Source organism: Mucilaginibacter ximonensis (genome assembly GCF_042686265.1).
Lineage (GTDB): Bacteria > Bacteroidota > Bacteroidia > Sphingobacteriales > Sphingobacteriaceae > Mucilaginibacter > Mucilaginibacter ximonensis.
Window position 1 is genome coordinate 103,612 of sequence record NZ_JBHUPD010000003.1, and the last position, 15,368, is coordinate 118,979.

Genomic DNA, 15,368 nt, shown 5'->3' on the forward strand with positions numbered 1-15,368 from the left:
ATGTGCAAATGTGTGGATATGCAGATGTGCAGATGAATTAAAAGAGAAATTAAAAAATAAATAATCGGTGGAGTCAACAAAGCCAAAAAGAATCATCATTAGCGGAGGCGGTACCGGAGGACATATCTTCCCGGCTATTGCTATTGCCAATGCCTTGAAAAAGCTTGATCCGGCCACTGAGATCCTGTTTGTTGGGGCCAATGGCCGCATGGAGATGGAAAAGGTGCCTGCCGCCGGTTATAAAATTATTGGCCTGAATATTCAGGGTATCCAGCGCAAATCAATCTGGAAAAACCTGCTGTTCCCGGTTAAGCTGTTTAATAGCGTGAATAAGGCGCTGCAAATTATCAAAGATTTTAAACCCGATGCCGCGGTTGGTGTAGGTGGCTATGCCTCTGGTCCGCTGTTGTATGCCGCCTCGTTAAAAGGTGTTCCGTATTTAATCCAGGAGCAAAACTCATACGCCGGTATCACCAATAAGTGGTTGGGTAAAAAAGCCGAAAAGATCTGTGTGGCATTTGATGGCATGGAGCAGTTTTTTCCGGCTGATAAAATTATTAAGACGGGTAATCCCATCCGGCGCGAGTCGGTAGATATTGTCGGTAAAAAATTGCAGGCTTTAGAGCTGTACCACCTGTCGTCCGAAAAAAAGACCATCATGATAACGGGGGGCAGTTTGGGTGCACGTACTTTAAATAACAGCATACTGGCACATATAGACAAAATCATTGCTGCCGATGTGCAGTTGATTTGGCAAACCGGTAAGTTTTATTATAAAACCATTATTGAGCAACTGGGCGAAAGCTATCATCCTAACGTGCGCATCATGGAGTTTGTGAACCGTATGGATCTGGCTTATGCCGCCGCCGATGTGATCATATCGCGCGCCGGTGCGGGCACTATCGCCGAGCTGTGCGTGGTGAAAAAGCCGGTTATCCTGGTGCCGTCGCCAAATGTGGCCGAAGACCATCAAACCAAAAACGCGCTGGCGCTGCTGCACGAGCAAGCGGCTGTTTTTGTGGCCGACCGCGATGCCGAAGAAAAATTGGTAGATAAAGCTTTAGAGCTGTTACAGAATAAAGATTTACAAAAAAGATTAAGCGACAACATTGGCAAAATGGCCCTGCCTGATGCTGATGAGGTGATCGCAAAAGAGGTTATACAAATAACAATTAACAATTAAATCCTAACTCACCCTCCCTTTACGGGGAGGCTGAGTTTTTTGGTGAGTGGTTGATTTAGTGAATGGTTGACTGAGTTATTAAAGTAGTAGAAATAAAATGGTGAGATAAGTTGATAGATAGTGTGGCACTAAAAACCACTCACCTAATCAACTTAATCAACCCAATAAAATAGAACATGGAATTACGCAACATACAACGAGTTTACCTGATAGGTATAGGCGGCATTGGCATGAGTGGCCTGGCACGTTACTTTGCCCATTTGGGTTGTATTGTTTGTGGTTATGATAAAACCCCGACCGACCTGACCGACGAATTGCATAACGAAGGCATTCAGATAACTTTTGAGGATAACTGCGAGAATGTGCCTAAAAGCTTCCGCGATGTAGTTGAGGGTACGTTGATTATTTACACCCCGGCTATTCCCAAAGACTCCGATATCCTAAATTTCTTTCAACGTAAAGGCTTTACGTTGTGGAAACGTTCGCAGGTTTTAGGTTTAATCAGTAAGGGGCGCTTTACTATTGGCGTAGCCGGTACGCATGGCAAAACTACTACCTCAACCATGGTAGCGCATATCCTGAAAGATTCGGGTAAAGATTGCTCGGCTTTCCTGGGTGGTATCGCTTCAAATTATCAAACCAATGTGTTGTTTGGCAATAACGATATTGTAGTGGTTGAGGCAGATGAGTACGACCGCTCATTCCTGACGCTATATCCGGATATCGCCATTGTAACCTCAATGGATGCTGATCACCTGGATATTTATGGCGATCATTCGCAGCTTACGGAGTCGTTCCGAATGTATGCGTCGCAGATAAAGCCGGGGGGGACGCTGATACACCGCAAAGGTTTGCCGTTGGAAAAAGGGTTTACCTACAGCATCACTGAAACGGCCGATGCCATTGCGAAAAACATCCGTGTTGAGGATGGCGATTTCTATTTTGATTTTGTGAGTGGCGATGTCAGCATCAAAAACATCAAGCTGGGTATTGCCGGTGTGCATAATATCGAGAATGCGGTTGCAGCAAGTAAAGTTGGGTTGATGTTAGGTATCTCCGGCGATGCTATCAAGCGTGCCTTAGGCTCATTTAAGGGTGTGAAAAGGAGGTTTGAATACATCGTTAAAACACCTGCGCATATTTATATCGACGACTATGCGCATCACCCGGAAGAGTTGAGAGCGACTATCTCATCCATCAAAAAATTATATCCAAACAAAAAACTCACAACAATTTTTCAACCTCATCTGTATACCCGCACCCGCGATTTTGTGGAAGGGTTTGCCGAGGTTTTGGATATGAGCGATGAAGTGCTGCTACTGGATATTTACCCGGCCCGCGAATTGCCGGTTGAGGGTGTAACGTCGGCCATTATTCTTGATCTGATGAAACTGGAAAACCGCCAGATCATCAGCAAAGAAGCGGCGATAGAAAAAGTAAGATCAGAGCAACCGGCGCTGCTTTTAACCGTTGGCGCAGGCGATATAGATCAGTTAGTACAACCATTAAAAAGTGCATTAACAAATGTTTAAGAAACCAATATGGCGCATTATTTTACTAAGCTTTACCTGGCTCATTAGCCTGGCTGGCCTGGTTGTGCTTATGAGTTTCATTGAAGTGAAAAAGGCTGAGGTGGTTTGTAAGGATGTAAAGATCTACATTCCCGGCAGCCAGTATTTCATCGACAAAAAAGAGGTAGAGAGTATTTTACAGCTGAGTAGCTTCACGCTGGTTGGGCGCCGTATTGATGGCATTAATATGCATCAGTTAGAGAACAGGCTGAAGGCAAATCCGTTTGTGGAATATGCTAAAGTTTATACTGATATGGATGGTATCCTGATGATTGAGATAGAGCAGCGCGAGCCTATTATGCGGGTAATGAACCAAAACGACCAGGATTTTTATATCGATAAAAACGGGCTGAAGATTCCGCTATCGCCAAACTTTACATCAAGAGTGCTGGCAGCTAATGGTTTTATTGATGAGCCTTTTAAAAACAAGGTTGATACCCTGCATACTGCCCTGGCGCGCGATCTGTTTAAGACCGTATCATACATTCGTAAAGATTCTTTGTGGGACGCACAGATAGGGCAGATATATGTAAATCAGAGCCATGAAATTGAGCTGATTCCACGGGTAGGCAACCAGCGTATTTTGCTGGGTAATGCAGACTCGCTCGATCTTAAGTTTAAAAACCTGATGGCTTTTTACAAGCAGGCATTACCGCAGGTTGGCTGGGATGCTTATAAAATCATTAATATAAAATATGCTAACCAGATAGTCGGGGTAAAAAATACCAAGGCCGATTCATTGAAAATAAAAACAGCGGTAGCCGATACGGGTAAAACAGTAAAAAAAGACACATCTCAAATAAAATAGTAAATATGGATAAGAGTTCAACACAAGAAAAAAGTTCGCCAATTGTAGTGGGATTGGATATCGGTACCACTAAAATTTGCGCAATTGTTGGCCGTCGCAGCAAAAACGGCAAGATCGAAATCCTGGGCATTGGGAAAGCCGAATCTGCAGGTGTAACCCGCGGAGTTGTATCAAACATTGACAAAACCGTTCAGGGTATCACGGGCGCGGTTGAAATTGCCGGGGCGCAGTCAAACGTCGAAATACGTGTAGTAAACGTGGGTATTGCGGGTCAGCATATCAAAAGTTTACAGCACCGTGGTTTGATAACGCGCCGCGATCTGCAATCAGAAATCAGCCGTAAGGATATTGATAAGCTGATTGAAGACATGTATAACCTGGTAATGCCGCCGGGCGAGGAGATCATCCACGTTTTACCGCAGGAGTTTACTGTGGACAGCGAACCTGGCATCAAAGATCCCATAGGTATGGCAGGCGTGCGTCTGGAAGCTAACTTCCATATTATCTCCGGCCAGGTTACGGCTATTAAAAATATTGTGAAATGTGTTAATAAGGCGCATTTGGAAAGCCAGGAACTTATTCTGGAGCCCCTGGCATCGTCTGAGGCGGTTTTGAGCGACGAGGAAAAAGAAGCCGGTGTTGTTTTGGTTGATATCGGTGGCGGTACTACTGATGTGGCTATTTTCCATGAAGGTATTATTCGTCATACCGCCGTTATTCCATTTGGCGGTAACAGCGTTACTGAAGATATCCGCGAAGGCTGTTCAGTAATGCGCAACATTGCCGAGCAACTGAAAGTTAGATTCGGTTCGGCGCTGGCTGACGAGAATAAAGAAAATGAGATTGTGTGCGTTCCGGGCTTGCGTGGCCGCGAACCAAAAGAAATATCCGTAAAAAACCTGGCTTACGTTATCCAGGCCCGTATGGAAGAGATCATAGAGCATGTGTATTATGAGATCAAATCATCGGGATATGAGAAAAAACTGATTGCCGGGATTGTAATTACCGGTGGCGGCGCGCAGTTGAAGCACCTGCCGCAAATGGTTGAGTTTGTAACCGGACTGGATTGCCGCGTTGGTTACCCTAACGAGCACCTGGCTAAAAATGAGGTATTGCCGAAGAATATTTACGAAGAGCTGCAAAGCCCAACTTTTGCAACGGGTATCGGCTTGCTGATAAAAGGTATCCAGAAAATGGAATACATAGGCGAGGTGCAACAACCGGCTGAAACTAAGGTGGATAAAACGAAATACACCGAAGAGAAGAAATTTGGCTTATTTGGTAAAATTTTAGAAAGCGGAAAGAAATTTATTAAAGACGATATCAAGGACGAGGACTTTTTGAAGTAAAAGCAGCCTCACCCAAACCTTCCCCAGTAGGGAGGGCTTTGAAAAGCACATTCAAAAGTCTCCCCTTCCGGGGGAGATTTAGAGGGGGCTGACGATTGGGTTTATAGTACTTTTCAACATATTTCAATTTTTCCACATTATAGACATTTGTGGAAAAACCTTGTTGAAAAAGTGCTAATATTACGATGGTGAAATAAAGGATTCGTCAAATTATACATAGCTGAAAATTAGGATTATGCAATTTGAGATGTTAAAAGAAAAATCGTCAATCATCAAAGTTATTGGTGTTGGCGGTGGCGGTGGTAATGCAGTAAACCACATGTACCAGCAAGGTATTACCGGGGTCGACTTTATAATTTGTAACACTGATGCCCAGGCATTAGAGTTAAGCCCGATACCTAATAAGGTACAACTAGGCGCAAGCTTAACAGAAGGTATGGGCGCCGGCTCAATCCCGGAGGTTGGCAAAAACTCGGCTATCGAGAATATTGACGATATCAAGCAAATGCTGGGTACCAATACCAAAATGTTGTTTATTACCGCTGGTATGGGTGGTGGTACAGGTACAGGTGCAAGCCCTATCATTGCCAAAGCCGCCCGCGAATTGGATATCCTGACTGTAGGTATTATAACTACCCCTTTCTCTTTTGAAGGCAAGCGTCGTAAAATGCAGGCCGAAGAAGGTATGGAGGAGCTAAAAAAATATGTTGACTCATTCCTGGTAATTTCAAATGACAGGTTACGCCAGATATTTGGGAACTTAACCTTAGGCTCTGCGTTTGCGCAAGCCGATGATATTTTGACCACTGCAGCCAAGGGTATCGCCGAGATTATTACTTTACCAGGTTATATAAACGTTGATTTTAAAGACGTACGCACTGTGATGAAAGATAGCGGTGTAGCCATAATGGGCAGCTGCTCTGCCGAGGGCGACAACCGGGCATTGCGTGCAGTTGAAGGCGCCTTGTCGTCACCATTGTTAAAGGATAATGAAATTGAGGGTGCACGTTATATCCTGCTAAACATCAGCTCTGGTGAAAAAGAGGTGACTATGGATGAAGTGAGCATCATCACAGATTATATACAGGAAGAAGCCGGCCTTGCTGCCGATCTGATCTGGGGTAACTGCCGCGATGAAAATTTAGGTGATAAAATATCAGTAACTATTATTGCTACCGGTTTCCAAACTAAAGACGAGCGCGAAAAAGAATTTAACAGCAAAAAAATTGTAAACATGCTGGTTCCGGATGCACCGCTGGTGCGCCCGGTTAATGATTTCATTACACCGGTAGTTGCTCCTGCTGAAAATAAGGCGTCTGAACTATATATTAAGGGCCAACCACAACAACAACCAAAAGAAGAACAACAAGCCGGTTTATTTGACCTGTTTGCTACAAGTCGCCCCGAAGAGAAACAAGCTGAGCCTGTAGTTAAATATAATTTCCAGGAGATTGAAGACCAGCCGGCAAATGAAAGAGAGGCCGAACTGCCTGAGTTTACCTTCAAGCTGGCTGAACCTGAAACAGAAGCTGTTATCAATTTCGAAGCGCAGATTGAGGAAGAGCCGGTTGCTACGATAGCGCCTGAACCAGAACCTGCGGTTAGCGCTGATGATAATAAAACTGATGAATCGATCGAGGAGCAGTTACGCAAGTCGCGCGAGCGTATTATGCGGCTGAAAGATCTGAGCATGAAATTACGCAGCGGCAATATCCAGGAGCTGGAGAATGTGCCGGCTTATAAACGTAAAGAAGTATCGCTGCAGGATACTCCTGCTTCAAGCGAGAGCCAGGTATCAAGGTTTTCATTATTACCTGATGCTGACGGCAAGATCGAGATTCGCGACAGCAACTCTTTCTTACACGACAACGTAGATTAATCATATACAGTCAAGAGACAACAGCCAGGAATCAAGATACACTATTCTCGATTCCTGGCTTTTTTTATGAAAGATGCTCATTAAAATCTATTTAGTAGCCGGTCTTGGCGCTTGGTTCTTGTCTCTTGACTCTCAGTAACGTATATTTGCATATTTGAAAACGATAAATAGGGGATAGTTTGGATTTATTTGACAAAATCACCAGTAGTATGGGAGGCCCGATAGGGCAACATCAAAAATGGTCGCACGGGTATTTTTCCTACCCAAAGCTTGAAGGAGAAATCGCTCCGCACATGTTATTTAACGGTAAAGAGCATTTAGTATGGAGCCTGAACAATTATTTAGGCTTAGCCAATCATCCCGAAGTACGTGAAGCCGATGCTAAAGCAGCAGCCGATTACGGAATGGCCTACCCAATGGGCGCAAGGATGATGTCTGGTAACTCCATTCATCACGAAGAATTAGAGAACGGCCTGGCCGAATTTGTAGGCAAAGAATCGGCATTTTTATTGAATTATGGTTACCAGGGCATGGTGTCAATTATCGACGCTTTGGTTGATCGTAACGATGTGATTGTTTATGATGCCGAGTCGCATGCCTGCATTATTGACGGGGTGCGTTTGCACATGGGCAAACGTTTTGTTTACCAGCATAATGATTTGGACAGTTGCGAGAAACAACTGGAGCGTGCTACCCGTTTAGCCGGGCAAACCGGAGGTGGTATATTGTTAATCACCGAAGGGGTTTTTGGTATGTCAGGGGCACAAGGTAAACTGAAAGAGATCATCGACCTGAAAAAGAAATTTGATTTCAGGCTATTGGTTGATGATGCACATGGCTTTGGTACCATGGGCCCAACGGGTGCGGGTACGCATGAAGAGCAAGACTGTATTGATGGTGTGGATGTGTATTTTGGTACCTTTGCCAAATCAATGGCAGGCATAGGTGGTTTTGTGGCTGCCGATAGAGAGATTGTTGATTACCTGCGTTATAACATGCGCTCACAAATATTTGCCAAAGCGTTGCCGATGCCAATGGTTATCGGACTTAAAAAGCGTTTTGAGATGCTTAAATCAATGCCTGAACTGCGCGAGAAACTTTGGTTAATAACCAATACATTACAAGCCGGTTTAAAAGAGCGGGGCTTTGATATTGGGGTTACCAATACCATGGTTACCCCGGTTTATCTGAAAGGCGACCTGTATGAAGCAACCGCCCTAACCCGCGATTTGCGTGAAACCTGGGGCATTTTCTGCTCTATTGTAGTTTACCCGGTTATTCCTAAAGGGTTGATATTGTTGAGATTGATACCTACCGCAACGCACAGTTTGGAAGACGTACAGCGCACGCTGGATGCTTACAGTGCTATGGGCGAAAAGCTGAAAGCCGGCCATTATCGCGAAGCCGCTCCGGTAGCATAATTGATATCTTTTTATAAACGTATAATGCCATCTTTTAAGGATGGCATTTTCTTTTTTGTATATTTTGATAAATTAGTCCTCATCCAATATAAACCAATTATGCGCCTGTCCAATAAGTTGCTTGCAGTAATATCGCTTATTTCATTTGCCGTTATATTGATACGATGCAGCGGTGGCACCAAAACAAAACAGTCAGGCGCGTCTGCTAACACTGAAGACATCAGCAAAGGTGAGGTGGCAGCGGCTCAGTATTGTCAGTCTTGTCATCAATTGCCTGCCCCGTCTTTGTTGGATAAGGTTACTTGGCGCGACCACGTATTGCCTGTAATGGGTAGGTATATGGGCATTAAGTCTGAAATCGAAAGGTCACAGGTAGTTGACCCTGAAAGCGATGCAAGTTATCTGCCAAACACGCCGCAAATTGATTCGACGCATTGGGTGCAAATCATAGCATATTATGTGTCAAAGGCTCCTGAGCGCCTTCCTGTTCAAAAAATTGCCGAACCAATACATCAACTCCCCGTTTTTAAGATACAGCCAACAACTCAGTGGGATTCTATACATGCCATGGCATCGTATGTAAAAATTGATAATAGTGTCAGTCCGCACCGTATAATAGTAGCAGACGGGCTAAATAACCGTCTCATTACGCTTAATGATAAAGGTGAGACCATGAGCGCATCTGTTTTAGGTGGCACCGTAGTGAACATGCTGTTTCAGCAAGATAAGATCACCACTACTTTCATAGGCAAAAACTTGTGGGCTAACAATTTTAAAAATGGTTTTGTTAAAGAAATTAAAATAGCAGCCCATGGAAAGATTACCGAGGCGCCTCAGCCTGAGTATTATCAACTGGGTCGGCCCTTATCAACAGATATCGTCGACTTAAATAACGATGGTAAAAAAGATTACCTGATAGCCCAGTTTGGTAAAATGGCGGGCAGATTAAGTTGGGTTGAGCGCCCTAATGGCCAGATACAGGAGCATGTGCTCAGAGATAAGCCCGGCTGCCTGAAAACCATCATCGCATATAATTCCAAAACAAAAAGCCAGGATATATGGGCGTTGTTTGCGCAAGGCGATGAGGGTATATTCTTTTACGCTAACGACGGTAAAGGCAATTTCACTGAACGTAAAGTGCTGGGCTTCCCACCTTCATACGGTTCAAGTTCTTTTGATCTGGTTGATTTTAATGGCGATGGCTTTAAAGATATTATTTACACCTGTGGCGACAATGGCGACTTTAGCCAGATATTGAAACCCTATCATGGTGTGTATATCTATTTGAACGATGGTAAGGATAACTTTACTCAAAAATATTTTTACCCGATAAATGGTTGCTATAAAGCCATAGCCCGTGATTTTGATGGCGACGGCGATCTGGATATTGCTGCCATAAGCGAGTTTCCGGGCACGGTGAAACCCTGGCAGGCATTTGTATATCTGGAGAACAAAGGCGGGTTTAATTTTCAGGCTTATACCTTACCGCTTGACACCCCATTTAGCAATGGTATGACGATGGATGCTGGTGATATTGACGGCGATGGCAGAATAGACTTGTTACTGGGCAACGGCTATAGCAACGGCAATAATAACAGCCAAAAGCAACCATTATTTATGATTTTAAAAAATATAAGCACGCCTATAGCTAAATAGGCGTCAATTGGTTGTTTGATTTGTGTAAGCAGCAAATAGATTATATAATTAATATGTTTCTGTGCACTAAGGTTAATACCATTACCTTGATTTTCAGTGCTATCGGATGATGCTTGTGTGTATTTTTATTAAAAAGAAAAAAATATTATAATATCGATAAATAATGGTCTGAAACATTATGAATGCCAATTTCTATAGCGGGATAACCTGCTGTAAATGTGGAAAAAAAGCGTATTTAATGCCTTTTGAAGTATTTTTTTTTCAATAAAAACATTTTAGCTTAGCTACAATAAAACAAAAAACCTCAAAGTATTTTAAAAAGGAGTTAACTGATGAAAAAATTCACTGAAGTAAAGAACCTTATTGCGTCGCTGGAAGCCGATGCTGACAAGTTTTACAACAAAGGTAACAGCGCCGCCGGAACCCGTGTACGTAAAGGCATGCAAGACTTGAAAAACCTGGCACAAGCTATACGTCTGGAAATCCAGGACACTAAAAACAAAGCTTAAGATACTTTGGTATCAGCCTAAACAAAGCCCGGCTGCCTGCAGCGGGTTTTTTTGTAAACTAAAAAGGCATCCGGTAAACGGATGCCTTTTTAGTTTTTTACTTAATTAAGGTGGTTATTTGGCAAACTTTTTAAGTTCTTCAATTATTTCTTCTTTCACGCTTTCGCTAACCTGCACCAGGGGCAGGCGAACGGTATCGCCGCAGATACCCAATTCTTTCAAAGCTGTTTTAACACCTGCCGGGCTGCCTTCAACAAAGCACAGGCTGGTGATGTTCAGCAAGTCATAGTGGCCTTGCTGTGCACCTTTGAAATCGTAATTCAAGCATTTGCGAATCATATCAGAAGTTTGGCGCGGTAAGGCATTGCCTACAACTGATATTACACCCACAGCACCCAGCGCAATCATCGGGAAGCTAATCGGATCGTCACCTGATATCATCAGGAAATCTTTAGGCTTGTCGCGCATAATCTGGTTAATCTGGTCAAAATTACCAGATGCTTCTTTGATACCTACAATGTTTTTAAACTCCTTTGCCAGGCGCACGGTAGTAGCTGCACTTACGTTGCTGCCGGTACGGCTTGGTACATTATACAGCAGTATTGGCAGTTTTGAATTTTCGGCAATGGCTTTGTAGTGTTGGTAAATACCCTCCTGGGTGGGTTTATTATACTGCGGGCTGGCAGATAATATCGCATCATAACCCGCAATGTCGAATGCTTTAATCTCTTCGACGACTTGTGCGGTGTTGTTGCCTGCTATGCCTGCAACCAGGTTAACGCGACCGGCAACTGCTTCGGCGGTAAATGCAAAAACCTTCTTCTTCTCTTCGGCAGTCAATGTGGCGCTCTCGCCGGTTGTACCTAACGACACGATGTATTCCACACCGCCATTAACCAAATGGTCAATGAGTCTTTTCAGCCCGTCATAATCAACTTGCCCGTCTGCAAGAAAAGGGGTAACAATTGCTATTCCCGTTCCGTAAAATTTATTCATGTTATTATAAAATGGCTGCTAAGATAATAAATTCTCCTTTAGCGTCCATAAGCGGCATGCACCTATCTTTTAAAAGCTCAAACTAATCCTCATAGCCGAATGCACGTTGGCTCCACTGTTATGCGACTCGCCGTACAATACCCGTAAATTAAGGTATTTAATGCCTGCACCAAGTTCATAGTAATTATGCAGATCGGGCGTGGTAAGGTAGTTTACGTGGATGATCTCCTGTAGCTTCAGTTTTCTTAAGCCGGGAATCTTGTTCATGATAAAACCCGAGAAATTGTGTTCCAGGTGGGCTTCCAGGTATTGCTTATAGGTGCTGTAAGTATAGTAATTCAGCAGCAGGAAACTGTTGGGGTCTGAGCGGTAAAACAACGCCTCATTGCCATGAAATTGTGCGTAATCAGGGAAATAAACGCTGTTGCTGTTAATGAATTTGCCGATGCTCACGTAGTACGACGTTCGTCCGTAAATACCCCAGTTTAGGTCTGTTTGCTGAATATCAAAAGATACACGGTCGTAATCAACATCCGATCCAAAAATACCCTTCATACCCTTGGTATAATTAAAGCCGATAGTTGGGTATGGCGACAGTAAGTAATGCCGGCCGTTTGGATAAGTTTCATACTTATTACTAAAATCATAACTGGTGCGAAGCGTCACCTTAAATGCACGGTTATCTGGAAATAAAGCCCCGCCTGTATTTAAAGCAAGCGGGTTGTTATAGGTATAATTCCGCGTACCAAAAAAGCTATAGCCGGTAGCGTTTTCCAGCCAGTTGCGTTGTGCAAATTCAGCTGTGGCGCTGCCTTTCAAGCCTCCGCTTATACGGCCGGATAACGACGCGTCTACAAATTGTTTCTGATAAAACTTCTCAAAGTTTTGTTTAGCGAACAAACTGTGAACGGTGTTGGCCAGGCGCGATATAGGGTTCAGATCGTTCAGGTCTTCCACGTCGGATCCTCCTTTAAGCGACAGCGTAAAATTATTGCCTATGGGTATTAAACTACTGGCAACAGCATTGAGGCGGTGGTCAGAAAATCCATAACCCAGGTCCAACCCGACTCTGAAATAGCGGTTATTGATCGAGTCTGTTTGTTTGGTGAATGACAAGCCCGGGTTGATGTTAAAACCTTGTACAGTATTAAACTGCACATCGTGAATCAAGGGGTCAAAGTGCCAGTATTCTTTTTTGTAGCGATTGCGGATGTTTATACCGCCGACAATCAGCCCGAAAGGTCTTACTTTATTATATACCCGGTCGATAGAGTCGAGGTAGGGTTTTGATTCCCGCTTAATGGCCAAGGCCTCTTTGCGTTTATAGTCCGTACGTTCCTCATCGGTGAGCGGGATAGGGCGTTCTTCTGCCCAATAGGTGCTGTCTTTTTTGTTCACGCCTTTGGTTATGCGTAATGTTTCGTTAAAATCTTTTCTATTGAAGGTAGGGTTGAGATCGTAACCCTTATAAATTGAAATAAAATAGCCGCCCAGTTTAAAGCCAAACAATCCACCCACAAAATCAAAACGCAGGGTCGAGGTCATGTAGGCTTTATCATTAACCGGTACAAACTGTTGATGGATCCGAATAGTATCCACCAAACTAATGTTTGCCTTTTTAGTGATATACAGGTTTAGCCCAACCAATCGCCAGCTATCATCCTGAATATAAATGTAACCTTCAAAACATGGGTCGTGTTCGCGGCGTGGGATAACCTGGATCTTGTTCACCGTCTTGCCGTTTTCCACGCTTTCGCCCAGCCATTTGTAGTTGTAATAAAAGAATGCATTATCCGCCACCGGCGAAATTAACGGCCGTAGGCTAATGCCCCGCCATTCTTCAAAATTCTCGTAAAAATTAACTTTCAGGTCGCTGGCGCGGTTAAAGCTAAAAGCCCGGTTGCTGCCTGATACTTTTGATGAGATCATCTCCTCATGCACATTATCAGGCGACAGGAAGCTATATTTCGATTCAGACTCCGACAGGTAGATGATGCCTCTGCGGTTGGAGTCAAGGCCAATCTGTTTACCTATCTGGTCAATATTTGCGCCCAGAAACTTCTTAGGTGCCTGCAATAACTTTTGCATCCCCTTAATGTAAACCAGCACGCTGTAGGCTTTAACCTCGTTCAGGTAGGTTTTACGTTTTTTAATAGCCTTGCGCATAATAGCGTAGGCCGGGTCCTTGCCGCCTACGTTAATGGCCTGTAATTGAAATACTTCGGTATTAAAGGTTACATTAAGCGTTTGGTTTTGGCTGACGTTAAGCTCACGGCTTTCCTGTTTATAGCCAACGGCTTTAAATTGTAAAGTGTATTTGCCTTGTTTTAAGCCGATGGAATATTCGCCTTCGCTATTTGCCGATGCTCCTTGTGTTGTATTTTGAATATACACACTGGCAAAGGGTACAGGCTTACCACTGTCGTCAGTTATTTTACCGCTGACGGTAAATTGCTGGGCATATAAACAGGTACTGCTGATTAAAAGCAAGAAGAAAGTAAAGGTAAACCGCATTAAGGTAAAAGATTTATGCTAAGATGCAATTTCGGTGTCAAACGTTACGCAAAGCGTTTGTTAATTATTGTTAAACTAAAAATCCCGGCCGTTGGGCCAGGATTTGTATCAGAGGGTATGTCATTTCGACCAGCGGGAGAAATCTATACATAGACATGCCGTTTTGCTAAGCTTGTGTATAGATCTCTCACTACGTTCGAGATGACACAATTTACGGTTTATTTCTTAGCCAGCTCTTCAGCCATAGCAGCGCCAATTTCAGCAGGCGACGCCACAACGCGGATACCGCACTCGGCCATGATCTTCATTTTGGCAGCAGCAGTATCATCGGCACCGCCTACAATAGCGCCTGCGTGGCCCATACGGCGACCCGGAGGCGCTGTTTGGCCGGCAATGAAGCCAACCACAGGTTTAGTTCCATTTTCTTTGATCCAGCGGGCAGCTTCGGCTTCCATGCCGCCGCCAATCTCGCCTATCATGATGATACCATGAGTCTCTGGGTCGTTCATTAATAATTCAACAGCCTCTTTGGTTGGGGTGCCAATAATCGGGTCGCCACCAATGCCAATAGCAGTGGTAATGCCTAAGCCGGCTTTAACCACCTGGTCAACCGCTTCGTAGGTTAAGGTACCTGATTTTGAAACTACACCTACGTTACCTTTTTTAAAGATAAAACCCGGCATGATGCCAATTTTGCTCTCGTCGGCAGTGATAATGCCCGGGCAGTTAGGGCCAATTAAACGAGCGTCTTTATCTGTCAAATATTCTTTAACCGCAATCATATCCTTGGTAGGGATGCCTTCGGTGATACAAACAATAACTTTGATGCCGGCTTCGGCAGCTTCCATGATAGCGTCGGCAGCAAATGCCGGCGGAACGAAGATGATCGATACATCGGCGCCGGTTTGTTTAACGGCATCGGCAACGGTATTAAAAACCGGGCGATCAAGGTGCGTTTGGCCACCTTTACCAGGCGTAACACCACCAACAACCTGTGTACCGTACTCAATCATTTGCGACGCATGATAAGTACCTTCATTACCGGTAAAACCCTGAACTATAACTTTAGAATCTTTATTTACGAGAACACTCATGGGTATTTGATTTTTTTCCATCGCAAAGCTAAAATTATTTTTGGCCCGCTACAGTTTTGGCGTGTTAATTTTTTATTTGATGATGAAAAATTTACAAAGGGTGGTTTAGTGATTTGAGGTTAGCGGTTAGAGCGGCTTGTGAATAGTTTGTAGAATAAGTTTGATTGTATTGAATATAGTTACTCCTTCAGTCGGCCAGTTGGCGGATCTGGGCCGGTATCCGTTGCTATCCCTTAACGCAACTGTCTGAACCTTGATTTTTGGGATTAGAGGATTTAAGGATTTCCGGTCGCTTAGATAGATAAAGATGAAGGAAGATGAAGGAAAAAGTGTAGAGACCTGCCGGCCGATGCTGTCCAACAATAAGCCGACACTCTTTTCAATAACA

General features: G+C 43.9%; 11 protein-coding genes. 8 read left to right on the plus strand and 3 right to left on the minus strand.

The window, feature by feature from the left end; translation table 11 throughout:
• The first annotated feature begins 67 nt into the window (after positions 1–67).
• From murG to ACFS5N_RS14430, 8 genes are all read left to right on the plus strand, one after another.
• Positions 68–1,183 carry an undecaprenyldiphospho-muramoylpentapeptide beta-N-acetylglucosaminyltransferase gene (murG, locus tag ACFS5N_RS14395; protein WP_377186885.1) on the plus strand — a complete coding sequence of 372 codons (1,116 nt, stop codon included), beginning with the start codon at positions 68–70 and terminating at the stop codon, positions 1,181–1,183.
• Positions 1,184–1,359: 176 nt separating this feature from the next.
• A complete protein-coding gene (gene murC, locus ACFS5N_RS14400) occupies positions 1,360–2,715 on the plus strand; it encodes a UDP-N-acetylmuramate--L-alanine ligase (protein ID WP_377186888.1) in 1,356 nt (451 codons plus the stop codon).
• Positions 2,708–3,562 (plus strand): cell division protein FtsQ/DivIB, encoded by an 855-nt coding sequence (locus ACFS5N_RS14405; RefSeq protein ID WP_377186891.1) that lies wholly within the window; start codon positions 2,708–2,710, stop codon positions 3,560–3,562. Before murC ends, ACFS5N_RS14405 begins: the two co-directional genes overlap by 8 nt.
• A gap of 5 nt (positions 3,563–3,567) precedes the next feature.
• Entirely contained in the window at positions 3,568–4,911 is a 1,344-nt protein-coding gene (gene ftsA / locus ACFS5N_RS14410; RefSeq protein WP_377186894.1) for a cell division protein FtsA, read from the plus strand.
• 235 nt (positions 4,912–5,146) lie between these two features.
• Positions 5,147–6,790: a cell division protein FtsZ gene (gene ftsZ, locus ACFS5N_RS14415; RefSeq protein WP_377186897.1), complete on the plus strand. Its 1,644-nt coding sequence runs from the start codon at positions 5,147–5,149 to the stop codon at positions 6,788–6,790.
• A 179-nt stretch (positions 6,791–6,969) separates the two neighbouring features.
• A complete protein-coding gene (locus tag ACFS5N_RS14420) occupies positions 6,970–8,211 on the plus strand; it encodes an aminotransferase class I/II-fold pyridoxal phosphate-dependent enzyme (protein WP_377186900.1) in 1,242 nt (413 codons plus the stop codon).
• A gap of 24 nt (positions 8,212–8,235) precedes the next feature.
• Entirely contained in the window at positions 8,236–9,867 is a 1,632-nt protein-coding gene (locus tag ACFS5N_RS14425; protein ID WP_377186902.1) for an FG-GAP repeat domain-containing protein, read from the plus strand.
• A 332-nt stretch (positions 9,868–10,199) separates the two neighbouring features.
• Positions 10,200–10,376, plus strand: coding sequence for a histone H1 (locus tag ACFS5N_RS14430; protein WP_377186905.1), 177 nt, complete (start codon positions 10,200–10,202; stop codon positions 10,374–10,376).
• A 114-nt stretch (positions 10,377–10,490) separates the two neighbouring features.
• Here the strand turns inward: ACFS5N_RS14430 and dapA are convergent, their stop codons facing one another.
• From dapA to sucD, 3 genes are all read right to left on the minus strand, one after another.
• Positions 10,491–11,372 carry a 4-hydroxy-tetrahydrodipicolinate synthase gene (gene dapA / locus ACFS5N_RS14435; protein ID WP_377186908.1) on the minus strand — a complete coding sequence of 294 codons (882 nt, stop codon included), beginning with the start codon at positions 11,370–11,372 and terminating at the stop codon, positions 10,491–10,493.
• A 69-nt stretch (positions 11,373–11,441) separates the two neighbouring features.
• Positions 11,442–13,886, minus strand: a complete 2,445-nt coding sequence (locus tag ACFS5N_RS14440) for a DUF5686 and carboxypeptidase regulatory-like domain-containing protein (protein ID WP_377186910.1) — start codon at positions 13,884–13,886, stop codon at positions 11,442–11,444.
• A 218-nt stretch (positions 13,887–14,104) separates the two neighbouring features.
• Positions 14,105–14,980 (minus strand): succinate--CoA ligase subunit alpha, encoded by an 876-nt coding sequence (gene sucD, locus ACFS5N_RS14445; protein WP_377186913.1) that lies wholly within the window; start codon positions 14,978–14,980, stop codon positions 14,105–14,107.
• Between the last annotated feature and the right edge of the window lie 388 nt (positions 14,981–15,368).